Raw genomic sequence first — 23530 nt, 5'->3', positions numbered from 1 at the left:
AATGGGTATCAGGAGCGGGGCGTGCCGGGTCTGGCCGCGCGCTTGCGCAGCGCGCGCCAGGCGATCAGGATCCAGGCGATGACGGCAATGGCGGCAAAACTGAACCATTGCAGCGCATAGCCGCGATTGGTGTCTGAATCGGTGGGTGGCAGCGGCCACTCTCGGACCAAGTCGGTGTGTTGTTCGACCGCTGCGTCGGAGGTCTGTTCCAGCACGACGGGTATCAATTTTAAGCCAGTTGCGGCGGCATAGTCATCGAGGTCCAGATTCTGCACCCTGGGGGGCTTGCCGTCCGCCGCGGGAAACGACCCGGGCAGCGCATTGGGGTCGCGGCCGCTGAAGGACCACAGCTCGAAAAGGCGCGGCACGCGCTGCCGTATTTGCCCCGAGACCTCCTGGACGCCCTCTGGCGGCGCCAGGTCGGGCAGGGCCTGGCCCGGACCCAACGGCCTGGCCAGCCAGCCGCGCAAAACCAGCAGGGCCGTGTTGGTTTCCTGGTCGAGCAGCAGCGGCGTTGCCACCCAGAAGCCGGGCCGGCCATTGAAATTTCTGTTGTCCAGCAGTACTGTGAACCGGTGCAGCCATATTCCCCTGGCCTGCGCGGCGCGCCAGTCTTGCAGCTGTTCGGCGGGCGTGCCGGGCAGCAGGGCAAGCGGCGTGCTTTGCTGCCCGCGCTCTATGGCCTGCGAGATGGCGTCGCGTTCGGCCGCGCGGTCAAGCTGCCAATTGCCCAGCGACACGCATACGGCGGCCACCACGGCCAGCAGCGCCAGGGCGGCAAGGGTGCGGGCGCTCAGGTAAGGGCGGGCCATGTCTGCAATAATTCTGGTTTCATCGGAGAACCTTCATGCGTATCATCGTTATCCTGGCTTTCCTCGGGATATTGGGCAGCCTGGCATCGGCACTGGTGTACCTCATGCGCGACAAGGGCGGAACCAGCCGCACCGCATACGCCCTGACATGGCGTGTGGGGCTTTCAATCGCGCTGTTCCTGTTCGTGCTGCTGGCTCATCACCTGGGCTGGATCGAAAGCACCGGCGTAACGTTTCGTTAGTGTCCTGTTTGGTTAATTCACGTACTTATCTTCGGCGCCTGGGCTCGCCATGCTGCGTTGCAAATCCGCGCGATAGCTACGGCTATCGCTGTGGTTTGCGCCTTGCCTGACAAGCCCATGCATCCGAATATAAGCACACAATTAACTAAACAGGACACTGGCGCATTTTCTTGATCGGGCGTAAAAAAAGCCGGCATTGGCCGGCTTTTTCGTCTGGGGCGGGGTGCTTGGCGCACCCCTGCGGAGCAAGGCTTAAAACCAGTAAACAAACAAGTATAAACCGAGCCAGACCACGTCGACAAAGTGCCAGTACCAGGCGGCGCCTTCAAAGCCGAAGTGATGGTCGGCGGTGAAGTGCCCCTTGATCAGCCGGAAGAGGATGACCGTAAGCATGGTGGCGCCCAGAATGACGTGGAAGCCGTGGAAGCCCGTAAGCATGTAGAACAGCGAACCGTAGGCGCCGGAATCAAAGCGCAGGTTCAGTTCGTGGTAGGCGTGGAAGTACTCGTAAGCCTGACAGGCCACGAAGGTGAAGCCCAGGATGACGGTGGCCGCGAGCCAGAACATGGTCTTGCCGCGATGGCTGGCGCGCAAGGCATGGTGGGCGATGGTAAGGGTAAGGCCCGAGGTCAGCAGCAGCGCCGTATTGATGGTGGGCAGCCAGAAGGGGCCCATGGTTTCAAAGGGCTCGACCACGCCGGCGGGGCCAAGATTGGGCCAGGTGCCGGTGAACGACGGCCACAGCAGGGCCTGGTGTTCGAGGTCGCTGAGCCAGGGCGTGGTGACCTGGCGCACATACCATAGCGCGCCGAAGAAGGCCGCAAAGAACATGACTTCGGAAAAAATGAACCAGGCCATGCTCCAGCGGTAGGAGTGGTCGACGCGAAGGCTGTTCAGGCCGCCTTCGGATTCACGGATGGCGTCGCCGAACCAGCCGAACAGCACGACGAAGAGCGACAATATGCCCAGCAGGAAAACCCAGTGGCCGATGGCATAGCTGTTGATCCACAGGGCGGCGCCGAGCAGCGCCAGCAGCAGCGAGAAGCTGGCGCGTACGGGGTGCGGCGAATCGGCCGGCACATAGTAGTAAGGCGCCTCGTTGCCGTGAGCCGAGTGACTTGCACTCATGGTGATCTCCTACGAATTATTCAATATTGCAAATTTGGACGCTAAACCGCCTGATTGATGAAGAACTTGGCGACCATGACCAGACCCACCACGAAAAGCACGGTGGCAATGATTGCCGCGATTATAAGGTGCACGGGATTGAGCTTGGAAATGTCTTCCTGGTAGCCCTTGCCCTTGCGCACGCCGAAGAAGCCCCAGAGCACCGCCTTGAGGGTCTGGAAGAAGTTCAGCTTGCGTTGCGACAGTTCGCGGATGTCTTTGCTCATGGATACTGCGTTGTCAATTCATCAGCGCCGAACCGCGCACGAATGTCCAGGCAAAGATCGCAATGACGATAATGGCCAGGATGATTCCTGCGATGCGGTTGCGGCGGCGTTGTTCAGGCGTCATGGCTGTTTACTTGACCACAGGCGGGGTGACGAAGGTGTGGAACGGGGCCGGCGAGGCGACTGTCCATTCTAGCCCTTCGGCGCCTTCCCAGGGCTTGGCTGCGGCGGGTTCGCCCCGGCCCGCATAGGCCTTGAGCACCACGTACATGAACAGGATCTGCGACAGGCCGAACCAGAAGGCGCCGATGGTGGCGATCTGGTGGAAGTCGGTGAACTGCGCAGCGTAGTCGACGTAGCGGCGCGGCATGCCGGCCAACCCCAGGAAGTGCATGGGGAAGAACGTGACGTTGAACGAGATCATGGTGGACCAGAAGTGCCATTTGCCCAGGCGCTCGTCGTACATGCGGCCTGTCCATTTGGGCAGCCAGTAGTAGGCGCCGCCGAACAGCGCGAACAGCGAGCCGGCCACCAGCACGTAGTGGAAGTGCGCCACCACGTAGTAGGTGTCGTGCACGGCGATGTCGATGGGCGCAACGGCCACGATCAGGCCCGTGAAGCCGCCCAGCGTGAACACGAAGATGAAGCCGATGGCGAACAGCATGGGGGTTTCAAACGTGAGCGAGCCGCGCCACATGGTGGCCACCCAGTTGAAGATCTTGACCCCGGTGGGAATGGAGATGAGCATGGTCGCGTACATGAAGTACAGCTGGCCGGTTACGGGCATGCCGGTGGCGAACATGTGGTGCGCCCACACCAGGAAGGAAAGAATGGCGATGGCGGCCGTGGCATACACCATGGAGGCATAGCCGAACAGGGGCTTGCGCGCGAACGCGGGGACGATGGCCGACACGATGCCGAAGGCCGGCAGAATCATGATGTAGACCTCGGGGTGCCCGAAGAACCAGAACACGTGCTGGTACAGCACCGGGTCGCCGCCGGCGGCCGCATTGAAGAACGACGTGCCAAAGTGGCGGTCGGTAAGCAGCATGGTGACGGCCGCGGCGAGCACGGGCATGACGGCGATCAGCAGGTAGGCCGTGATGAGCCAGGTCCAGCAGAACAGGGGCATCTTCATCAGCGTCATGCCGGGCGCGCGCATGTTCAAAATGGTGACGATGATGTTGATCGCGCCCATGATCGACGAAGCGCCCAGGATATGCACCGCAAAGATGGCGAAGTCCATGCCGGGGCCCATCTGCAGCGACAGAGGCGCGTACATGGTCCAGCCCGAGGCCGTGGCGCCGCCGGGCACGAAGAACGAGGCGGTGAACAGAATTGCACCCACGGGCAGCAGCCAGAAGCTGAAGTTGTTCATGCGTGCGAAAGCCATGTCGGAGGCCCCGATCTGCAGGGGGATCATCCAGTTGGCGAAGCCCACGAAGGCCGGCATGATGGCGCCGAAAATCATGATCAGGCCGTGCATGGTGGTGAACTGATTGAACAGCTCGGGCTGGAAGAACTGCAGGCCCGGCTCGAACAGTTCGGTGCGCAGCAGCAGGGCCAGCGTGCCGCCTTCGAGCAGCATCAGGAACGAGAAGATGAGATACATCGTTCCGATGTCTTTGTGGTTGGTGGCGAACAGCCAGCGTCGCCACCCGCGCGGCATCTCGTGGTGGTCGTCGTGCCCGTGGCTCGCGGGTACGTGATCGGCAGTAACACTGCTCATGGTGGACTCCTTCCTACTGGATCGAGGCGCCGCCTTGGGCGGCCTCGACGAAAACGTTTGAATTTACGGTGCGCATGTCGTTTCTAGCGCTGCGCGGTCACGTCGGCGGGCTGCACGACCGGGTCGGGGCCCTTGCCGGCGTTGCTCCAGGCATTGCGCGTATACGTAATGACGGCAGCGATTTCGACATCGTTGAGCTGGTCGCGGAAGGCCGCCATGGCGGTTCCGGGGTGGCCGTTGAGCACGGTGTCGATCTGGCCTTGCTTGGGCGCCAGTACGTATTTCTCGTCGCCGTCGAGGGGCGGGAACGTGGGCGGCATGCCCTTGCCGTTGGCCTGGTGGCAGGCGACGCAATTGGCGGCAAATACTTTTTCGCCACGGGCCATCAGGTCTTCTTTGGTCCACTCTTTGGTCGGGTCGTCGGCGGCGCTGGCCAGGGCCTGCTTCTGCTCGTTGGCCCAGGCGTCGAATTCTTCTTGCGAGACGACACGCACGACGATGGGCATGAAGGCGTGGTCTTTGCCGCACAGCTCGGCGCACTGGCCGCGGTAGGTGCCGGTTTTGGTGGCGCGGAACCAGGTGTCGCGCAGGAAGCCGGGAATGGCGTCTTGCTTCACGCCGAAGTCGGGAACCATCCAGGCGTGGATGACGTCGGCCGAAGTGACGATGATGCGCACCTTGCGGTCGACCGGAACGACCAGCTCGTTGTCGACTTCCATCAGGTAGGTGTTGCTGCGCGGCTCGGTGCCCATGATCTGGGTGCGAGGCGTGGAAAGCGTGGAGAGGAACTTGACGTCTTTGGCCGCGCCGTCAAGGTATTCGTAGCCCCATTTCCATTGGTAGCCGGTGGCCTTGATGGTCAGGTCGGCGCTCGAGGTGTCCTTCATGGCGACCACGGTGCGCGTGGCGGGCAGGGCCATGGCGATGACGATGAGGAAGGGGATGACTGTCCAGGCGACTTCGACGCCGACGTGCTCGTGGAACTTGGACGCCTTGGCGCCACGAGACTTGCGGTGCATCACGATCGAATAGAACATGACACCGAACACGCCGATGAAAATGACCGTACAGATGATGAGCATCATCCAGTGCAGCCACATGATGTCGTTGGCAATCTCGGTTACCCCCGGAGGGAGATTGAGCTGGTTGACCCTTGGGCCCCCGGGCATATCTGTGACCTGTGCACTGGCCGCGCCTGCCATGAGCATTGCGCCTGTTCCCAGTACCCCTCTCAACTTCTTCATGCTGACCTCGAAATACGGAGTGCCTTCGCCGAATGACGAGTTGAATCAAGGCGTGATTAAGACGCCCTTTGGAAAAGGCACAATGATTGGATGGCAGGCTTTTCTGTAGCTCGGCCTCAAGACTGCCTGCTCGATTTAATTACTTAGAGACCGCAGAATTATAGCGAACTGGCAGACTCTTGGTTGTCGCACCCCACATATTAGGCCTGTGCAAGTACGTTGGTAAAGCGCCAAGGGCCTTCCATTACAATTGCCGGATGAACGCTCCTCCCGCCAAATCGCTGCTTTCAACGCTCGAGAAACGCTACGCGCGCCTCGTGCCCCGCATTCAGCAACTTCCGCCTTCGGGCTCGCGGCCGCTTACCGTCACCGGCCGCGTGGCAGGCTGGATCACGCCGCGGGCCACGCGGGCGCTGGCCCACCTCGATGGGGTGCGGGTAGAGCCCGAGGCGGTCTGCATCGACGCCAGCGCGGCGGGCCGCCGGCTGCAGGTCAACCAGGTATTGGCCCAGGCTGCGATGCTGATGCGCGATGCCGGCTGCCTGCGGGCCTGGCGCGACGAACTGCTGGACGTGGTGGGCGAGGGCAAGACGCTGGGTGTAATAGAGCGGGCGGCCATCCGGCCGCTGGGCATGCTGACCCGCGCGGTGCATCTCAATGCCTGGACGCCCGATGGCCGCCTGTGGATCGCCCTGCGCTCGGCCACCAAGTCCACCGACCCGGGCTTGTGGGACACCCTGGTGGGCGGCCTGGCGGTGGCGGGTGAAACGCTCGATGCCTCTTTGCTGCGCGAGAGCCAGGAAGAAGCGGGCCTGTCGCCCGGGCAGCTCGAGCAGCGCTCCCCGCTGCGCATCGTGCTGCGCATGCACCGGCGGCTGCCCGAGGGCTATCAGGTCGAAGACGTGCTGGTCAGCGAATGCGTGCTGGACGAATCGATTCCCATGAACAACCAAGACGGCGAGGTCGACGAAATTCGCGCGGTCACCATCGACGAGGCCTGGACCCTGGTGCAAGAAGGGCGCTTCACCGTCGAGGCCGAGCTGGTCGTCGTCGAGGGCCTGATCCGGCGATTGCTGTCTCAATAGATAAACCAACCCTTACAAATCTCATCTTTGCGTCGCAGCCTCCCATTCTGCCAGCGCCTGTCGCGCCTTGTCGGAAAGCGCTTCGGCTTCGATTTCGCCCCGCCGCTCATAGATCATCAGCGCATAGGGCTCGGCCAGGGCCGCCGCCTGGGCGCACAGGGCCTGCTCTTCGCCTTGCGAGGGCGACACATTGCGCCAGTAATTGATGGCGGCTTCCAGTTCGGTCAGGGGATAAAGGCGTTTCATGGTGGGCTGGGTGCGCGAAAGCCGCGCCGAAGGCGGAGTCGATTAGACGCTGGGCGTCTGTTCAGTTTAAGCTTACAGCATACGCAGATTGGCCACCGTCTCCAACTCCATGCAGCAAGGAGCCCCCATGAACAGCCAGAACAGCAACCCCTTTGCCCTGCCCGGGTTCGGCCAGGCCGGCGACATGTCGCACAACCCCCTGCTGGCCAGCATGGAAATGATGCGGCAGGCCTGGCAGGGCCTGGCCACGTCGGGCATGCTTGCCCAGCCGCCCGTTTCCGCGGCGCTTACCACCGAAGACCTCGATCGCCGCATCGGCGACCTGCGGGCCGTCGAGAACTGGCTGCGCATCAATATGTCCATGCTTGCCAGCTCCATCCAGGCGCTTGAAGTGCAGCGGGCCACCATCGCCACCCTCAAGTCCTTTGCCAATGTGCCGGGGGCGCCGGCCGATTCCGGCGACAACCCTTCGCCGCTCGAGGTGGCGCTGGGCATCAAGCCGTCGGGCCAGGCCAAGATCAAGACGCCGGCCCAGGTGCATGACGAGGCCGCTTCCGAAGCCGCCCAGGCCTCACCGGCCGGCGCCGACCCCCAGGCGGCCGCCCATCTGCTTCAGTCGGATCCGGCGGCGCTGTCGGGCGCCGCGCAGGGCTGGTGGAACATGCTGCAAAAGCAGTTCGACACCCTGGCCGCCGCCACGGTGGCCGGCATGCAGGCCACGCAGCCGGGCCAGGCCGGGGCCTCCGGCGCAGACGGCCGCGGCGCGGCTCGCAAGGCGCCGGCCAAGCGGGCCCGCGCAGCGTCTTCGGCAAAAAAGGCGGCCGGCAAGGCCCCGGCGGCCAAGTCCAGTGCTGCCGCCAAGCCCCCGCGCAAGCGGGCCGTACGGCAAAGCCGGGCGACCTGAGCGCGCATTCACCATACCGCGGGCGGTGCAAGCGCCGCCCGCCGAATCTACCGTTTTCAACACTCGTCCCCATAGAAATACATGCTGAACATCGTGATTTTGGCCGCAGGCCTGGGCAAGCGCATGCAGTCGGACCTGCCCAAGGTGCTGCACCCGCTCGCCGGAAAACCCATGCTCGAACACGTTCTCGACAACGCCCGGCAGCTCGAGCCCGATCGCATCGTGGTGGTGGTGGGGCACGGGGCCGAGCGCGTGCAGCAGGCCTTTGCCGGCCATGCCGACCTGAGCTTCGTCGTCCAGAGCCCCCAGCAGGGCACCGGGCACGCCGTGCAGCAGGCGGTGCCCCTGCTGCTGCAGGGCGACGGCGGGCGCGACACCACACTGGTGCTGTACGGCGACGTGCCGCTGGTGCAGGCCTCTTCCCTGGCCCGCCTGCTGCAGGCGCGCGCCGACGGCATGGCCGTGCTTACCGAGAAACTGGCCGACCCCGCCGGCTATGGCCGCATCGTGCGAGATGCCGGCGGCCAGGTGGTGCGCATTGTCGAGCACAAAGACGCATCCGAAGCCGAGCGCGCCATCAACGAGGTCAACACCGGCATACTGGCCGCGCCCACCGGCCGCCTGAAAGAATGGCTGGGCCGCATCGACAACAACAATGCGCAGGGCGAGTACTACCTGACAGACGTCGTGGGGCTTTCCGTGGCGGATGGCGTGCCGGTCAATGCCTCCCACGCCGAGGCGTCCTGGGAAACCCTGGGCGTCAACAGCCGGGTCCAGCAGGCCCAGCTCGAGCGCATCTGGCAGGGCGAGCAGGCGCGCCGCCTGCTCGAGCAGGGCGTTACCCTGGCCGACCCCTCGCGCTTCGACCTGCGCGGCAGCTTGCGCTGCGGCCGCGATGTCTTCATCGACGTAGGCTGCGTATTCGAGGGCGAGGTCTCGCTGGCGGACGGCGTCCGCATCGGGCCGCATTGCGTCATCAGCCAGGCTGAAATCGGCGAAGGCACGGTGGTCGAGGCATTCAGCCACGTGCACCAGGCCAGCGTCGGCGAGCAGGCGCGCATCGGTCCCTATGCCCGCCTGCGGCCCGGCGCCCAGGTGGGCGACGAGGCGCACGTGGGCAATTTCGTCGAAATCAAGAAAAGCCGGCTTGGCCGGCAGGCCAAGGCCAACCACCTCTCCTATATAGGCGATGCCGTGGTGGGCGAGCGGGTCAACATCGGCGCCGGCACCATCACCTGCAATTACGACGGGGTGAACAAGTTCCAGACCGTCATCGAAGACGACGCCTTCATCGGTTCGGACACCCAGCTGGTGGCCCCGGTTACGGTGGGCCGCGGCGCAACCCTGGGCGCCGGCACCACGCTGACCAAAGATGCGCCGGCCGGCCAACTGACGCTTTCCCGCTCGGGGCAAAAAACCATTCCTGGCTGGACCCGTCCGGTCAAGAAAGCCTGAAGTGCCGACCCCCGAGCCGCGCAGCGGGGGCTCTGCGCATCCCGACGGCCTCGAGGCGCCCAGGCGGTACTGGGCGGTAGCGGCCATACTCATCGGCATCCTGTTCACGTCGCTGGACATGACCATGGTCAACGTGGCGCTGCCCACCATCGCCCGCGATCTCGGCATCGACCCGGGCCTGGTGGTCTGGCTGGTCATCGCCTACAGCCTGGTGGTCGTGATCACCCTGCTGCCGTTCTCGGTGATCAGCGAGCGCATCGGCTCGCAGCGCATGTATGCGCTGGGGGTGCTGGTGTGCATGTGCTCGGCCATCGCCTGCGCGCTGTCCACCACCTTTGTCGGGCTGCTGGCCTCGCGCATCTGCCAGGCGCTGGGCACCTCCATGCTGATGTGCCTGTTCGGCGGCCTGGTGCGCAACACCTACCCCATGCGCATGATGGGCTTCGGCATCAGCCTGAATTCGCTTGCGGTCGGCTCGACCATGGTTATCGGCCCCAGCATCGGCGCGTTCATCCTGCAGTATGCGCATTGGCGGTGGATATTCATCGCCTATATTCCGCTTTGCGTCATCGCCGCCTTGGGGGCGCGCTTCCTGCCGGACATGCCGCGCATAAAAAGGCCCTTCGACTGGACCAGCTGCATACTCAATGTGCTGACCCTGGGCCTGTTCATCAGCGGCCTGGACATGCTGGTGCACAAGCCCTGGCAGGCGCTCGTGTTCCTGCTGGTCGCGGGCGCATGCGCCGCGATGCTGGTGCGGCGTTCCTGGGACCAGACCGCGCCGCTGGTGCCCATAGATTTGCTGCGCATCAAGCCCGTGGCCTTCGCGGTGGGAGCCTCGGCCTGTTCTTTCGCCGCCCAGATGAGCTCTTTCGTGGCCTTGCCCTTTTATTACCTGAACGTCGTCAACTACAGCTATTCCGACGTGGGCATTCTATTGGGCGTGTGGTCGTTCGGCACGGCGGCCATGGCGCCGCTCTCGGGCCTTCTGTCCGACCGTTTCCGGGTGGCGGTGCTGTGCGGCATCGGCGCGGCGAGCATGGCGGCGGGGCTGGGCTGGATCGCCGCGCTTCCCGTCGATGCCGACTTCACGTGGTATGCGGCGGCCATGCTGATGGGCGGAGTGGGATTCGGCTTTTTCCAGAGCCCCAACAACCGGGCCCTGCTTACCGGCGGCCCGCGCCGGCGCAGCGGCGCCGCGGGCGCCCTGCAGGCCACCACCCGGGTATTCGGCCAGAGCCTGGGCACCGCCCTGGTTGCCATTGCCTTCAATGTCAGCGGGGCCCATGGCGCCACGCTTGCCATCGTTGTTGCCGCGCTTTGCGCGGTGGGGGCGCTGGCGGTCAACGTGGTCCGCTATTTCAGCCCGGTGCCCGACAGCGAGCTTTGATCGGGCCCGGCGTACGGCGGGCGCGCAAGCGCCCTCTATAATTGTCGCGGTTGAAAGGGTTCAGACGGGCGCTATGAAGATCACGGTTATCGGCACAGGTTATGTAGGTTTGGTTTCGGGCGCATGCCTGGCCGACATGGGCAACGACGTAATGTGCCTTGACGTCGACGAGGCCAAGATCCGCCAGCTGCGGCAGGGCGCAATTCCCATCTACGAGCCGGGCCTGGAAGAAATCGTGCGGCGCAACGCCGGTGCGGGCCGGCTGCGGTTTACCACCGACGTCGCCGAAAGCGTGGCATTTGGCGACGTGCAGTTCATTGCCGTGGGCACGCCGCCCGGCGAAGACGGTTCGGCCGATTTGCGGCACGTGCTTGAAGCCGCCTGCAATATCGCGCGCCAAATGACGGCCGCCAGGGTCGTGGTCGACAAGTCGACAGTGCCCGTGGGCACGGCCGACAAGGTCCGCCGGGCCATGGCCGATGTTCTGGCCGAACGCGGCGTGGATTTTCCATTCAGCGTCGTGTCCAACCCCGAGTTCCTGAAAGAAGGCGCGGCCATCAAAGACTTCATGAGCCCCGACCGCATCATCATCGGGGCCGACGACGAGCACGCCATCGACGTCATGCGGCGCATTTATGCCCCGTTCCAGCGTACGCACGAACGCGTCATGGTCATGGACGTGCGCTCGGCCGAGCTGGCCAAGTACGCGGCCAACGCCATGCTGGCCACCCGCGTTTCGTTCATGAACGAAATGGCCAATCTGGCCGAGGCGTTGGGCGCCGACATCGAGCAGGTACGGCGCGGCATCGGCGCCGACCCGCGCATCGGCTACCACTTCCTGTACCCGGGCGCGGGCTACGGCGGCTCATGTTTTCCCAAGGACGTGCAGGCGCTGATGCGCACCGCCGCCGAACACAAGCTTTCCATGCGCGTGGTCGAGGCGGCCGAGGCCGCCAACCACCTGCAGAAGCTACGTTTGCCGCAGAAGGTGGTGGCGCGCTACGGCGAAGACCTTGCCGGCCGCACGTTCGCCTTGTGGGGCCTGGCTTTCAAGCCCAATACCGACGATATGCGCGAAGCGCCCAGCCTTGCCGTCATTGCCGAGCTTACACGGCGCGGCGCGCGCGTGCGTGCCCACGACCCCGTGGCCATGCCGCGCGCCCGCGAAATTCTTGCCGCCAATACGGCTGTCGAGTTCTGCGACGACATGTACCAGGCGCTCGACGGCGCCGACGGCCTGCTTATCGCCACCGAATGGAAAGTCTTTCGCGCACCCGATTTCCAGCGCGTGCACAGCCTGCTCAAGACCCCGCTCATCATCGACGGCCGCAACCTGTATCAGCCCGCTGAAATGCGTTCGCAGGGCTTCGATTACCAGGGCATCGGAAGGGCATGAAGATACTCCAGCTCAATTTCGAAAAAGGCTGGCGGGGCGGCGAGCGCCAGACCCTGTACTGCATGCGTGCATTTCGCGCGGCGGGACACCAGGCCGAAGTGCTGTGCCGTGCGGGCGGCCCGCTTCAGGCGCGCGCCGCCGAAGAAGGCTTTGTCGCCCATGGCGTACGCAACGTTCCGGCGCAGCTGGGTTTTTTGGCCCGCGCCGGCCTGGGCTACGACATCATTCATGCCCAGACCGCCAACACCGTTACCTGGGCTGTCCTCACCAAGGCCCTGCACAAGCGTCCCGTGGTGTTTTCGCGCCGCACGTCTTTCGCCGTCAAGCCGGGCGACGAATGGAAGACCGGGGCAAAGTGGCGGCGCGTTGATTGTTTCGTGGCCATCAGCGAGATGGCGGCGGCCGAGCCGCGCCGGCTGGGCATAGAGCCCGTCATCATCCGCAGCGCCGTCGAGCCGCATGAAATCGACCGCTCCAGCGTGGAAAGACTGCGTGACGAGCTGGGTTTGCGTGGCAAAAAGGTGTTGGCCACTTCTGCCGCCCTGGTCAGCGACAAAGATCCGCTTACCCTGATACGCGCCGTGGGCGAGCTGGCGCGCTTGCGCAACGACTTTGTCTTCGTGCACTTCGGAGCCGGCGGCAGCCACGAAGCCGAAGCCCATGCCGAAGTGCAGCGCCTTGGTCTGCAAGACATTTATCTCTTTGCTGGCTTTCGCAAGGGTGTCGAGGATTTCTACAGTGTCTTCGATGTCTTCGTCATGAGTTCGCGTGAAGAGGCCCTGGGCAGCAGTGTGCTGGACGCCTTCCTGCAGCGCGTGCCGGTGGTTTCCACTGATGCAGGCGGCCTGAAGGAAAGCCTGGCCGATGGCCGCGGTGTGCTGTGCCCTACGGGCGACGCCCACGCCTTGGCGCAGGGCATGGCGCGCTGCCTGGACGATGAGGCGTTTCGCCGGCAGTGTACGCAGCGCGCCTATGACTATGTGCGCGCCGAGCACGACGTTACAGAGATGGGCCGCCGCTACCTGGCCCAGTTTCAGCGCCTGCTGCAGCCGGGTTCAAGCCGCTGAGCCGTCGGGCCCCGACACATCGATTCGCGTTTCGAACTTGGACCTGTGTACGGAAAAGAAGGTGCGCACGTTGCGCACATTCGCCTGCGCAGTAAAGGCGCGCCGCACCAGCGCATGATAGGCCGGCATGTCGGGCACTTGCGCCACCACCACAAAGTCGGGCCCCGGCGAGACGCGGTAGCACTGCAGCACCGCCGGTTCGTCGACCAGGCTGCGCTCGAAACTGTCCAGGCTTTCGGCCGCCTGCACATCAAGTGTGATTTCTATGATGGCGGTAAGCGTGCTGCCCAGCTTCTCGGGCGCCAGTATGGCTACCTGCCGTTCGATCACGCCGGCTTCCACAAGACGCCGCACCCGCCGCAGGCAGGTGGGGGGCGAAGCGTGTACCCGGCTTGCCAATTCCTGGTTGGTCAGCGCGCAGTCGGCTTGCAACTGTTCCAGAATGCGTCTGTCCAGCTCATCAAGCTCGATCCGCGATGGCTGGGTGCTTTTCATTTATTTCTTGCGTATAAGTTTTAAGAAAGAATATTTTATAACGACTCTGTAAGTAAATCATCTTTCATATATTTGATAATAAGGAAATCAAATTTCAAATGGGCCAGGGCATAATGCGCCGATAGGAAACTTAATCGGAGGTTCATATGTGCGGCATCGTCGGAGCCGTCGCCCAGCGCGACGTAACCCCCATTCTGGTCGAGGGCCTCAAGCGTCTCGAATACCGCGGCTATGACTCCTGCGGCGTGGCCGTATACGTAGATGGCGCCCTGCGCCGCACGCGCAGCACCCAGCGCGTGGCCGAGCTCGAGCGCGAAATCCAGCAAGAACAGCTGGCCGGCTTCACCGGCATAGCCCATACCCGCTGGGCCACTCATGGCGCGCCTGCCACTCACAATGCCCATCCCCATTTCTCGGGCCAGAACCGCGGCGAACCGCGCATTGCCCTGGTGCACAACGGCATCATCGAGAACCACGACGAACTGCGCAGCGAACTGCGCGCCGCCGGTTACGAGTTCGAAAGCCAGACCGATACCGAAGTCATCGCCCATCTCATCGACCACAACTACGATGGCGACCTGTTCGCCGCCGTGCAGCAGGCCACGCAACGCTTGGAAGGCGCCTACGCCATCGCCGTGTTCTGCCGCGACGAGCCCCACCGTGTCGTGGGCGCCCGCCAGGGCTCGCCTCTGGTGGTGGGCCGCGGCCAGGACGAAAACTTCCTGGCTTCCGACGCCCTGGCGCTGGCCGGCACCACCGACCAGATCATCTATCTTGAAGACGGCGACGTGGTCGACCTGCAACTGGCGCGCGTATGGATCGTCGACGGCCAGGGCCGCCAGGTAGAGCGCGCCGTGCACACCGTGCATTCGCACACCGCCGCCGCCGAGCTGGGCCCCTATCGGCACTACATGCAGAAAGAAATCTTCGAGCAGCCCCGCGCCGTGGCCGACACCCTGCAAGACATCGAGACCATCACCCCCGAGCTGTTCGGCGACGAGGCCTACAAAGTCTTCAAGGAAATCGACAATCTGCTCATACTGGCCTGCGGCACCAGCTATTACGCGGGCCTTACCGCCAAGTACTGGATCGAATCCATCGCCAAGATACCCGTCAACGTCGAGATCGCCAGCGAATACCGCTACCGCGACAGCGTGCCCAACCCGCGCAGCCTGGTGGTGACCATCTCCCAGTCGGGCGAAACCGCCGACACCCTGGCCGCCCTCAAGCACGCCCGCGGCCTGGGCATGGAAAACACGCTGACCATCTGCAATGTGTCCACCAGCGCCATGGTGCGCGAGTGCAAGCTGAACTACATCACCCGCGCCGGCGTTGAAATCGGCGTGGCCTCTACCAAGGCCTTCACCACCCAGCTGACCGCCCTGTACCTGCTGACCCTGGCCCTGGCGCAATCAAAGGGCCGGCTTGCCGATGAGCAAGAGGCCGAGGGCCTGAAGGCCTTGCGCCACCTGCCCGTTGCCATCCAGGCCGTGCTGGCGCTAGAGCCGCAGATCATGGCCTGGGCTGACCGCTTCGCCGCCAAGGAAAACGCCCTGTTCCTGGGGCGCGGCATGCATTACCCCATCGCCCTCGAAGGCGCCCTCAAGCTCAAAGAGATCAGCTACATCCACGCCGAAGCCTACCCCGCCGGCGAACTCAAGCACGGCCCCCTGGCTTTGGTCACCGAGCACATGCCGGTGGTTACCATCGCCCCGCGCGACGAGCTGCTTGAAAAACTCAAGTCCAACATGCAGGAAGTGCGCGCCCGCGGCGGCGAGCTGTACGTGTTCGCCGATGCCGACACCAAGATCGCCAGCGAAGAAGGCATGCACGTCATCCGCATGCCCGAACACTACGGAAAGCTGTCGCCGCTGCTGCATACGATACCGCTGCAGTTGCTGGCGTATCACACCGCGTGCGCAAGGGGGACTGATGTGGATAAGCCGCGGAATCTGGCGAAGAGTGTGACGGTGGAGTAGGGGGGGTTGAAGCCATAGCCCAGCGAGTATGAGAGGCGGCTTACAGATGCCTCTCGACATCCATGCGCTGGTGCAAAATACGGGTGATATCCAACGCGTCGGGTGTCATGCGGTAGAACATAATGTGGGAGCCGACGGCGTACTGATAATAGCCTTCCCGAACACTGCATACGCGGCCCGTTTTGGCATTGCACGCGAGGTCTTCCATCGCGGCGGTAAGGTCGCGTACATATGTATCGGCTTGCTCAAGAGACCAGTGCTTGAACGTGTAGAGCCAGATTTGCTCAAGGTCGGCTTCAGCTAGAGGCCTGAGTTTGATTTGGCGCTTTTTAGCGGACATGCGAGGTGCGCATCCGCTTCAGGAAGGATGTGGTGTCGAAAGGAACGGCTGCGCCAGAGTCTTCACCCGCTTTCAGGGCTTCTTGCAGTGCGCGAACCTGGTTTTCGTGGGATTCAAGCATGCGCAAGCCGGCCCGCACCACTTCGCTGGCCGATCCATAGCGCCCGGACGATACTTGGCTGTCGACGAATTCTATAAAGTGGTCACCCAAGGAGACGGATGTGTTGCGTGGCATGAGAGGCCTATTTCGGCAATAACGATGATTTGATCGTACCAAAAATTGGTATTCTTGAGAACGGTCTCCTTTCCGTGCCGGGCGTGTGCGCCGGGACAGCGAAGGAAGAGCGATTGGGTCGTGCATCAGTGCTGACGTTGAATGTCGATGCCCCAGCAAAAGGGGAACCAGCAACCCGCCGTCAAGCGTTAACATCATGGCATGAATACAACATCTTCCTATACCCCGCACAGACCCGGCACCATCGAGCAAATCCAGATCCGAGGCGACGTGTCGTATCGACTTCGCCGCTGGCTGGCGCAAGAAAGTTCGAGCATGAGCGCACCTCCGCTGCTTCTCGCACATGGCTGGATGGACATGGGAGCGTCTTTTCAGCGCTTTGTCGATGCGTTGGGCACAGAGCGCGAGGTCGTTGCCTTGGACTGGCGGGGCTTCGGAGGAAGCAGGGCGTCGCGGCCCAGCGATAGTTACTGGTTCTACGATTATTACGCCGATCTCGATGCGGTCATTGACCATATCTCGCCGAATGCGCCGATCGACCTTCTGGGTCACAGCATGGGCGGTAACATCGCGATGATTTATGCCGGAACGTGTCCCGAACGTATCCGGCGCCTGGTCAATGTCGAGGGGTTCGGGCTTGCGCGAACGTTGCCGTCTCAGGCGCCGGGCAGATTGGCTCAATGGCTTTCAGAACTGAAGACGCCGGTTGCGATCCGCACGTTTGCTAGCGTGCAAGAGGTCGCCGGCCACCTGCTGAAACGCAGCCCCCACATGGATGAAGGGTTCGCCCTATGGCTTGCGGGGGAATGGGCTGAACGCAAAGCAGACGGGCGCTGGCATGTGAGGGCGGATGCAGCGCATAAGCGCGTGAACCCGATACTGTATCGCTGTGATGAGGTGCTTGCCGCCTGGGAAAAAATTCAAGCTAGCGTGCTATGGGTGGAAGGGGACAAACCGGAACAGACTCCGCTGAGCCCCGAGCGCTACTCGCGTGAAGAATTCGAAGCCCGCCTGGGCAGGATAAAGTCTCTGCAGCGGCTGCGCATCGATGATTGCGGGCATATGGTTCATTTGGATCAACCGGGTATTCTGGCCCAGGCTGTGGAAAGCTTTCTGGTGTAGTCGCCAGCCAATATCCCGATCATCGAGATACCTCTTTGCGAAAACGATTGTGACTGCGCTATCTGTCATCCATTGATGCTGGCGAGTTGAGCCTTTGAGGTTTGCCTCTTGGTAGAGAAGCTGTTCAGTACCAACGCGCTGATCACCAGGGCTACCCCCGCTAGCTCCCACCCTGTTGGGATGTGTCCTTGCATCAACGAGACCGAGAACGCGGTTACAGGCACGAGATTGATAAACAATACCCCATGGGCGGGGCCTAGCGCGCGCATGCCGGCATTCCAAAAAAGAAATCCCATGACGGACGCGAGGAGTACCAGGTAGCCGAACGACGGAGTGAAACTGACGAGCGTGGCCAGGGTCGGCAATTTGATGGCGCCCAAGGCCAACGCAATAACTTGCATGGCGAGAATGCTTAGTACGGCCAGTGTAAGGGTAAGTGTGGTGTAGCGCAGACCCGACCAACTTGGAAACTCTGCCGCTGCCAATGTATAGAATACCCAGGAGGTTACCCCAACGAAAACCAGCGCCAAGCCACGCGTTTCGGTGCCATGCAATAGGGCTGCCGGATCACCGCGGGACGCCACCAGGGTAACCCCTGCAAGGCCCAATGCGATTGCAAGCAAAGCGGGCGGTCTTGGCGGGCGGCGTGTGCGCACCGATATCACCACAATGGAAATCAGGGGCATCAGTGCCGGTACGACAGCCGCATGCTCTGGTCGGATGGATTCGAGGCCGAAGATGGCCAGCACTCCGAAACCGAAGAAACCAAGCGTGCCCAGCCACCAGAGTCGAAGCGCTTTGCCCTGGGTGTTTAGCGCTGAGGGGCCTTCGATGAACAACAGGATTGCAATTAGAATCGGTACGGAAAATCCGAAGCGGATCAACGCAATAGTGAACGGGTCGACGTGCTCAAGCAGCGGTTTCATGACGGGGAACATGCCTCCCCAGGTCATGGCTGTGGCTGCAAGCATCAAGCCGCCGCGCAGCCACAATGGGAAGACGGACATCCAGAGCTTTCCTTAAGAGGTCGTCCGGGCATTATATCTATGGATGGTCGCCATATTGATGCCTGGCGAGCGCTTTCTTCTATAGCGGGCAGTCATAGTTGATATACTCAAGGCCATTGCCCCACGCGGGTGCTGATGATCGATTCCATTTTGATCGCGCCGAAATCCGGCCAGCTTGGAAACCATAGGCCAAAGCCCGATAGGGCCCGGCGGCCGGTGCGCCAAGCGGCCCCCGCCACGCCACGGCTATTGATGCTGAACAAGCCCTTCGACGTACTGGCTCAGTTCAGCGACGACCAAGGGCGTGCCACACTCAAAGATTTCGTCGACGTGGCCGACGTCTACCCCGCCGGCCGCCTGGATCGGGATAGCGAGGGTCTGCTGCTGCTGACCAATGACGGCCGTCTACAAGCCCGCATTTCGGACCCTCGGTATAAATTGGCCAAGACCTACTGGGTTCAGGTAGAAGGCCAGCCCAGCCCGGAGCAACTGCAGAGTTTGCGTCGAGGTATTGTGCTGAAGGACGGCCCCACGCTGCCGGCCCAGGCTCGCCTGATCGACGAGCCCGACATCTGGCCTCGCAATCCACCGGTGCGGTTCCGAAAAAGCATTCCGACCGCTTGGCTTGAATTGACGATACACGAAGGCCGCAACCGTCAGGTGCGAAGAATGACCGCCGCGGTCGGCTTGCCCACGTTGCGCTTGGTTCGGGTGCGAATAGGCCCATGGGGATTGGACGGGCTGGCGCCAGGGCAGTGGCGCGAGCTGGATCCCAAGGTTGTTTAGAGCCTAAACTGACTAAACTCGTGGAGATAAGTGATGACATCAAGCAAACATAACAGCCGCATTCTGGACGAAATGCACGACACTGCCCTTGGTTTGCACAATGCCGGGCTTATCAGCAAGCGCCGCATGGGCGAGTTCGACGCGTTGCGCCATCTTCAGGTGCACGAAATGCAGCTTGAGCAGACCAAGCGACTGAGCGCGTTCCGGGGGAAACTGCCCGCCGATTTCCGCCTTAGTCGTGACCAAGCCAATGAGCGCGATTAAAGCCCGTTTGCTCCAAGTTGATCTTCTGCAGCGCCGACCGCACCGCACCCCTGAAGCCTAGCGCTCACCCTTGGCGTAGTACCGAACCTGAAGCTCGTGCACCTGTTCGGCAAGCTCATCGTCCGGCCCGTCGACCACCGCATCCGCAATGACGTCGCTTATCGGCAAGACGCGCACTGGCGAGGGCGCAACGCCCAGCGCCGACAGCCAGCTGCGCAGTTGCGCCGAAGAGCTGGCATAGACGATGCGGCCAAGCCCGGCCCAGCCGTGGGCGGCGGAGCACATGGCGCAGTGTTCGCCCGAGGTGTAAACCGTTGCTTGCGCGCGCTCTTCGGGGCTCATGTTCTGCGCCGCCCATCGGGCTATGGCGAACTCGGGGTGCTGGGTGGCGTCGCCGCTTGAAACGCGGTTGTGGTCTTCAAACAATACTTCGCCCCCAGCTGATACAAGCACCGATCCAAACGGCTTGTCGCCTGCGGCCAACGCCGCTTCCGCCAGTTCGATGCTGCGCCTGAGGTATTGGCGATCTTGTTCGCTGATCATCGTCATCCCCAATAAGAAATACGGTCGAAACTCCAGGCCGGTCTTGCCGCCAGGGCCTGGCGCCTACTCCTTTGTACCAGACTTGTCCTCACGCTTGGGCCTGAACGGAAACGCCGACCGGGCCTGGCCCTGCTTGGCCGGTATCTTCAGCGACAGCGCCATGGCGGCGGCAAGCGCGCTGACCGTAAAGCCCAGGGACCAGGCGACGGGTATCTTGTAGATGTCGATAAGCAGCATCTTGGCGCCGATGAACACCAGGATGACAGCCAGCCCGTACGAAAGCAGATGGAACCGTTCGTGCACGCCGGCCAACAGGAAATACATGGCCCGCAGGCCCAGTATCGCAAAGACGTTCGAGGTAAGCACAATGAAGGGGTCGGTCGTAATGGCGAAGATGGCGGGGATCGAGTCCACCGCGAACACCACGTCCACAATGCCGATCAGCACGATCACGACAAGCAGCGGGGTGGCCATCTTGATTCCATTGGCCCAGGTGAAGAACTTTTCTCCGTCGTACTCGGCCGAGATCTTGAAGCGCTTGTTGATCCAGCGAAGCGCGGGGTTGTTCCCAAGGTCCGGCTCCTGGCCGGCCGCCCGCCACATCTTGAATCCGGTGAACACCAGGAACACGCCGAACACGTACATCAGCCAGTGAAACCGGACGATCAGCCAGGCGCCCACCAGGATCATGACGGCGCGCAAGACCAAGGCGCTTAGAATGCCTATCATCAAGGCCCGCTTCTGGAAGGGCGCGGGCACGGCGAAATAGGTGAAGATCATCAGGAACACAAAGATGTTGTCCACCGCAAGCGCCTTTTCGACCAGGTAGCCGGTGATGAACTCCAGCGCCTTGGCGTTGGCCAGGTTGCGGGAAACGGGATCGGCGCCGGTGCCGCCCAGGTACCACCACATCCAGCCGACAAACAGAAAAGATACGGCCACCCAGATCAGCGACCAGATGGTGGCTTCCCGCATGCTGACGGCATGCGAGCCTTGGCGGTTGAGTGCAATGAAATCGATCGCGAGCGCGATCAGGACGAACACTGTGAACAGCGTCCAGAGCAAAGGTGTGCCGATAGAGGCCATAGCGGGCGAGTCTCGCTACCCAGGCAGGCAAGGCATGGGCGACAAATGGTCAGGAAACCTCGCCAGTCTTGCCGCCCAAGGCGATGAACCTTGAGAAACGGCACCGGACCCCAATGGCTGCCAAACCAATTGGTGTCGTAATGACGGCGCCGCAACACAAACCATTTAGCGCTTGTGCCAGCTACTCCCCTTTGAGAGGCTCAAATTGAAGCAGAATTTGGCCGCTCTCGTCAACTAGCCTTTGATATTGGTGCATTGGGCGCCGTAGTGGTCGACATAGTTCTCGACCACAGTTCCGCGGGTGACAAAGCCCAGTTTGCCGTCTTCTTTCTTTACGGTCTCGCGCAGATAATAATTTTGTATGGGCATATGGTTTTTGCCCAGCTTGAAGCCGGGGCCGCGCACCGACTCGAAGTCGGCCTTCTGCACCGCTGCACGCAAGGCGTCGACGTCGTCCAGCTTGCCTTGGGTCGCCACCACGGCGCTGTTGATCAGCATTGCCGTGTCATAGGCGCTGGCGGCATACTCGGAAGGGTAGTAGCCGTAGCGGTCGACAAATTTTTTGATGAATTTCTGGTTGGCTTCAAAGGGCAGATCTTCGACATACTGCGAAACGCCCAGTGTGCCTTCAGCCGATGGGCCTATAGCCTGCAAGGTGGTGTGGTCGACCGAATACACCGAATAAAGGGGTATTTCGCTGTTCAGGCCGGCCTGAGCCCACTGCTTGACGAAGTTGATGCCGTTGCCGCCGGGCATGAATACAAACACCGCGGCCGGCTTGGCGGCGCGTATCTGGCTCAGTTCGGGTTGAAAGTCGGTTTGGGAAAGCTGTGTGTACACTTCGTCCACCAGTTCTTTGCCGAACCCGCGCTTCAGGCCGGCGATCATGTCGCGACCGGCTTGGTAATTGGGCGCCAGGGCGTACACGCTTTCCACGTTTTGTTCTTTCAGGTATCGGCCCAGCGCCTCGCTGGCGCCGTCGTTTTGCTGGCCCACGCTGAAGAAGTTGGGTTGGCACTGCTCGCCGGCCAGGTTCGAAGGCCCGGCATTCGAACTGATCAGCAGCTTGTTTGCATCGGTCACGGTCTTGAGCGAAGCCAGCAGCACGTTCGAGAAATTGAAGCCCGCCACAATATCCACGTCGTCGCGTTCCACCATGCGTTCTACGACGGTCTTGGCGATTTCCGGCTTCAGTTGGTCGTCGCCGTATTCGACCTTCACGTCCAGCCCCGCCATCTTGCCGCCCAGTTCTTCCACCGCAAGTTCAAAGGCGTCCCGATAGTGCTTGCCCAATATGGCACCCGGCCCCGAGAAGGTGTTTACGTAGCCGATCTTGATTTCATCCGCCAGCGCGGTTGTGCCTGTCGCCCCGAGAACGGACGCCAGACAGAGTGCGATCCATAGCCTTTTCACCGTGTTCTCCTTAGTCATCGTTGTAAATATGGTTGCATCTGGACAATAACATCAAATTATTTAGCCAAAAATTCGGTAATTTCCCTAATTCTGAAGAGCATTTTTGGGATATAAAGTTGTATTGGATCAACAGTGTTGATTTTCGCGTGCGTCGTTAAACCATCCGGTCCACGCCGTGCAAACTTCCCAGGAGCCCATCATGTTTGTGCAAAATGTTTGGTATGTCGCGGCCTTCGAGTCCGAGTTCGATCAACCGTTCGTTGCGCGGCGCCTGCTCGATGTTCTTGTCCTGATGTTCCGTACCTCGGCGGGGCAGCTCTGTGCCATGGACGATGCCTGCCCGCATCGCCTGCTGCCTTTATCGCAGGGCAAGCGGGTGGGCGATGAAATTCGTTGCGGCTATCACGGCATGTGTTTTTCCGCGCAGGGCGAATGCACGCACGTTCCGGGGCAGTCCGGCATCCCGGCCGCCGCCAGGGTCAAGACATACCCGCTTGAGCTGCGCCATGGCCTGGCGTGGATATGGCTGGGCGATGAAACGCTTGCAGACCCCGAACTGATTCCTGATCTCCACTGGAACAACAGCCTCGAGTGGGCCGCTTCGCGGGGCTACCACAACATCGGCGCCAACTTCCGCCTGCTTAACGACAACCTGCTCGACCTTAGCCATGAAACCTATGTGCACGAAGACACCATCGGCAATGACGAGGAAGAGTCCATTGCCAACTATGCGGTCAACGTTACGGTCGAGGCCGGCTGTTTGACGCGGGCACACCGGGAAATGCCCGATATAGAGGCGCCGCCATTTTTTGCCATGTCTTTAGGGGGCGAATGCGTCATCAATCGATGGCAGTCCGCCATCAACCTGGTGCCAGCCATCAACCTGACCATCGTGGGCTTCCACCCGGTCGAGCAAGATCGTTCGGGGGCATTGATCGGCCACGTATTGCATCTGCTGACCCCCGAGACAGAGACCAGCACCCACTACTTCTGGGCATTTGTTCGCAATTACAAGATTGAGGACGAGGCCATGACGGAATCGGTGCAAAAGGCGATTGCTGCGACCTTCGACCAAGACAAAGCCATTCTTGAAATCCAGCAGAAGCAAATGCAAGAGCGCAAGACAGAGGTGCCGACGGTTGCCATCAAGCTCGATCAAGCGCCCATACAGGCTCGCCGCCTGCTTGAGCAGCGGTTAAAGGACGAAGAAGAGAACCCGGCGCATGTTGTGGCCCCGCCTAAATTGGTGCCCGAACATTCGTTTGCGCTGCTCGAAGAGGTGTAGCAGGGCGGAAC

The 23530-nt window shown here is 61.9% G+C and carries 26 protein-coding genes; 12 read left to right on the top strand and 14 right to left on the bottom strand.

The window, feature by feature from the left end; all coding sequences use genetic code 11:
- Positions 1 to 8 precede the first annotated feature (8 nt).
- Entirely contained in the window at positions 9 to 812 is an 804-nt protein-coding gene (locus C7440_RS10630; RefSeq protein WP_116518487.1) for an SURF1 family protein, read from the bottom strand.
- A gap of 35 nt (positions 813 to 847) precedes the next feature.
- Between C7440_RS10630 and C7440_RS10625 the strand changes: the two genes are divergently transcribed.
- Complete coding sequence (locus C7440_RS10625) at positions 848 to 1054, top strand: twin transmembrane helix small protein (RefSeq protein ID WP_017523167.1); 207 nt, start codon at positions 848 to 850, stop codon at positions 1052 to 1054.
- Positions 1055 to 1306: 252 nt separating this feature from the next.
- Here the strand turns inward: C7440_RS10625 and C7440_RS10620 are convergent, their stop codons facing one another.
- The 5 genes from C7440_RS10620 to coxB all read right to left on the bottom strand — a co-directional run bounded on the left by C7440_RS10620 (position 1307) and on the right by coxB (position 5421).
- Positions 1307 to 2182: a cytochrome c oxidase subunit 3 gene (locus C7440_RS10620; RefSeq protein WP_116518486.1), complete on the bottom strand. Its 876-nt coding sequence runs from the start codon at positions 2180 to 2182 to the stop codon at positions 1307 to 1309.
- 41 nt (positions 2183 to 2223) lie between these two features.
- Positions 2224 to 2448 carry a DUF2970 domain-containing protein gene (locus tag C7440_RS10615; RefSeq protein ID WP_017525245.1) on the bottom strand — a complete coding sequence of 75 codons (225 nt, stop codon included), beginning with the start codon at positions 2446 to 2448 and terminating at the stop codon, positions 2224 to 2226.
- 13 nt (positions 2449 to 2461) lie between these two features.
- Entirely contained in the window at positions 2462 to 2572 is a 111-nt protein-coding gene (locus C7440_RS20105) for a cytochrome oxidase small assembly protein (RefSeq protein ID WP_017525246.1), read from the bottom strand.
- A gap of 6 nt (positions 2573 to 2578) precedes the next feature.
- Positions 2579 to 4177 (bottom strand): cytochrome c oxidase subunit I, encoded by a 1599-nt coding sequence (ctaD, locus tag C7440_RS10610; protein WP_116518485.1) that lies wholly within the window; start codon positions 4175 to 4177, stop codon positions 2579 to 2581.
- 83 nt (positions 4178 to 4260) lie between these two features.
- Positions 4261 to 5421 (bottom strand): cytochrome c oxidase subunit II, encoded by a 1161-nt coding sequence (gene coxB / locus C7440_RS10605; protein ID WP_026068095.1) that lies wholly within the window; start codon positions 5419 to 5421, stop codon positions 4261 to 4263.
- A 257-nt stretch (positions 5422 to 5678) separates the two neighbouring features.
- On the opposite strand from coxB, the gene C7440_RS10600 reads away from it, so the two are divergent.
- Entirely contained in the window at positions 5679 to 6506 is an 828-nt protein-coding gene (locus tag C7440_RS10600; RefSeq protein ID WP_116518484.1) for an NUDIX hydrolase, read from the top strand.
- Positions 6507 to 6527: 21 nt separating this feature from the next.
- On the opposite strand, the gene C7440_RS10595 is transcribed toward C7440_RS10600, so the two are convergent.
- A complete protein-coding gene (locus C7440_RS10595; RefSeq protein ID WP_116518483.1) occupies positions 6528 to 6752 on the bottom strand; it encodes a DUF3717 domain-containing protein in 225 nt (74 codons plus the stop codon).
- Positions 6753 to 6879: 127 nt separating this feature from the next.
- On the opposite strand from C7440_RS10595, the gene C7440_RS10590 reads away from it, so the two are divergent.
- The 5 genes from C7440_RS10590 to C7440_RS10570 all read left to right on the top strand — a co-directional run bounded on the left by C7440_RS10590 (position 6880) and on the right by C7440_RS10570 (position 12964).
- Complete coding sequence (locus tag C7440_RS10590; RefSeq protein ID WP_116518482.1) at positions 6880 to 7656, top strand: PhaM family polyhydroxyalkanoate granule multifunctional regulatory protein; 777 nt, start codon at positions 6880 to 6882, stop codon at positions 7654 to 7656.
- Between the two features lie 81 nt (positions 7657 to 7737).
- A complete protein-coding gene (glmU, locus tag C7440_RS10585; protein WP_116518481.1) occupies positions 7738 to 9111 on the top strand; it encodes a bifunctional UDP-N-acetylglucosamine diphosphorylase/glucosamine-1-phosphate N-acetyltransferase GlmU in 1374 nt (457 codons plus the stop codon).
- A 1-nt stretch (position 9112) separates the two neighbouring features.
- On the top strand, positions 9113 to 10501 hold the full coding sequence (locus C7440_RS10580) for an MFS transporter (RefSeq protein ID WP_116518480.1): 1389 nt from the start codon (positions 9113 to 9115) through the stop codon (positions 10499 to 10501).
- Positions 10502 to 10574: 73 nt separating this feature from the next.
- Positions 10575 to 11897, top strand: a complete 1323-nt coding sequence (locus tag C7440_RS10575; protein ID WP_116518479.1) for a UDP-glucose dehydrogenase family protein — start codon at positions 10575 to 10577, stop codon at positions 11895 to 11897.
- Positions 11894 to 12964: a glycosyltransferase family 4 protein gene (locus C7440_RS10570; protein ID WP_116518478.1), complete on the top strand. Its 1071-nt coding sequence runs from the start codon at positions 11894 to 11896 to the stop codon at positions 12962 to 12964. Before C7440_RS10575 ends, C7440_RS10570 begins: the two co-directional genes overlap by 4 nt.
- Here C7440_RS10570 and C7440_RS10565 read toward each other — a convergent pair.
- Positions 12953 to 13459 (bottom strand): Lrp/AsnC family transcriptional regulator, encoded by a 507-nt coding sequence (locus tag C7440_RS10565; RefSeq protein ID WP_116518477.1) that lies wholly within the window; start codon positions 13457 to 13459, stop codon positions 12953 to 12955. The genes C7440_RS10570 and C7440_RS10565 overlap by 12 nt on opposite strands.
- A gap of 146 nt (positions 13460 to 13605) precedes the next feature.
- On the opposite strand from C7440_RS10565, the gene glmS reads away from it, so the two are divergent.
- Positions 13606 to 15438, top strand: coding sequence for a glutamine--fructose-6-phosphate transaminase (isomerizing) (gene glmS, locus C7440_RS10560; RefSeq protein ID WP_116518476.1), 1833 nt, complete (start codon positions 13606 to 13608; stop codon positions 15436 to 15438).
- 40 nt (positions 15439 to 15478) lie between these two features.
- Here the strand turns inward: glmS and C7440_RS10555 are convergent, their stop codons facing one another.
- Together C7440_RS10555 and C7440_RS10550 are read right to left on the bottom strand one after the other, a co-directional pair.
- Complete coding sequence (locus tag C7440_RS10555; protein ID WP_116518475.1) at positions 15479 to 15778, bottom strand: type II toxin-antitoxin system RelE/ParE family toxin; 300 nt, start codon at positions 15776 to 15778, stop codon at positions 15479 to 15481.
- Complete coding sequence (locus tag C7440_RS10550) at positions 15768 to 16013, bottom strand: type II toxin-antitoxin system ParD family antitoxin (RefSeq protein ID WP_026068097.1); 246 nt, start codon at positions 16011 to 16013, stop codon at positions 15768 to 15770. Before C7440_RS10550 ends, C7440_RS10555 begins: the two co-directional genes overlap by 11 nt.
- Positions 16014 to 16214: 201 nt before the next feature.
- Between C7440_RS10550 and C7440_RS10545 the strand changes: the two genes are divergently transcribed.
- On the top strand, positions 16215 to 17135 hold the full coding sequence (locus C7440_RS10545) for an alpha/beta fold hydrolase (RefSeq protein WP_243410882.1): 921 nt from the start codon (positions 16215 to 16217) through the stop codon (positions 17133 to 17135).
- 65 nt (positions 17136 to 17200) lie between these two features.
- Here C7440_RS10545 and C7440_RS10540 read toward each other — a convergent pair whose 3' ends face one another.
- Complete coding sequence (locus C7440_RS10540) at positions 17201 to 18142, bottom strand: DMT family transporter (RefSeq protein WP_116518473.1); 942 nt, start codon at positions 18140 to 18142, stop codon at positions 17201 to 17203.
- 252 nt (positions 18143 to 18394) lie between these two features.
- On the opposite strand from C7440_RS10540, the gene C7440_RS10535 reads away from it, so the two are divergent.
- Together C7440_RS10535 and C7440_RS10530 are read left to right on the top strand one after the other, a co-directional pair.
- Complete coding sequence (locus tag C7440_RS10535) at positions 18395 to 18928, top strand: pseudouridine synthase (RefSeq protein WP_207775399.1); 534 nt, start codon at positions 18395 to 18397, stop codon at positions 18926 to 18928.
- A gap of 33 nt (positions 18929 to 18961) precedes the next feature.
- Entirely contained in the window at positions 18962 to 19192 is a 231-nt protein-coding gene (locus C7440_RS10530; protein ID WP_165832538.1) for a hypothetical protein, read from the top strand.
- Positions 19193 to 19249: 57 nt separating this feature from the next.
- On the opposite strand, the gene C7440_RS10525 is transcribed toward C7440_RS10530, so the two are convergent.
- The 3 genes from C7440_RS10525 to C7440_RS10515 form a co-directional block, all read right to left on the bottom strand.
- Complete coding sequence (locus C7440_RS10525; protein ID WP_116518589.1) at positions 19250 to 19735, bottom strand: nucleoside deaminase; 486 nt, start codon at positions 19733 to 19735, stop codon at positions 19250 to 19252.
- A 63-nt stretch (positions 19736 to 19798) separates the two neighbouring features.
- Entirely contained in the window at positions 19799 to 20821 is a 1023-nt protein-coding gene (locus tag C7440_RS10520) for a TerC family protein (RefSeq protein ID WP_165832537.1), read from the bottom strand.
- 234 nt (positions 20822 to 21055) lie between these two features.
- Positions 21056 to 22234 (bottom strand): ABC transporter substrate-binding protein, encoded by a 1179-nt coding sequence (locus tag C7440_RS10515; protein WP_165832536.1) that lies wholly within the window; start codon positions 22232 to 22234, stop codon positions 21056 to 21058.
- Positions 22235 to 22433: 199 nt separating this feature from the next.
- Between C7440_RS10515 and C7440_RS10510 the strand changes: the two genes are divergently transcribed.
- Positions 22434 to 23519 (top strand): aromatic ring-hydroxylating dioxygenase subunit alpha, encoded by a 1086-nt coding sequence (locus C7440_RS10510; RefSeq protein WP_116518469.1) that lies wholly within the window; start codon positions 22434 to 22436, stop codon positions 23517 to 23519.
- Positions 23520 to 23530 lie beyond the last annotated feature (11 nt).

Origin of the sequence: Pusillimonas noertemannii (assembly GCF_003096595.1) — a bacterium.
Classification (GTDB): domain Bacteria; phylum Pseudomonadota; class Gammaproteobacteria; order Burkholderiales; family Burkholderiaceae_B; genus Pusillimonas; species Pusillimonas noertemannii.
The sequence above is the reverse complement of the archived record's forward strand: the minus strand, read 5'-3'. Positions and strand labels throughout refer to the sequence as shown.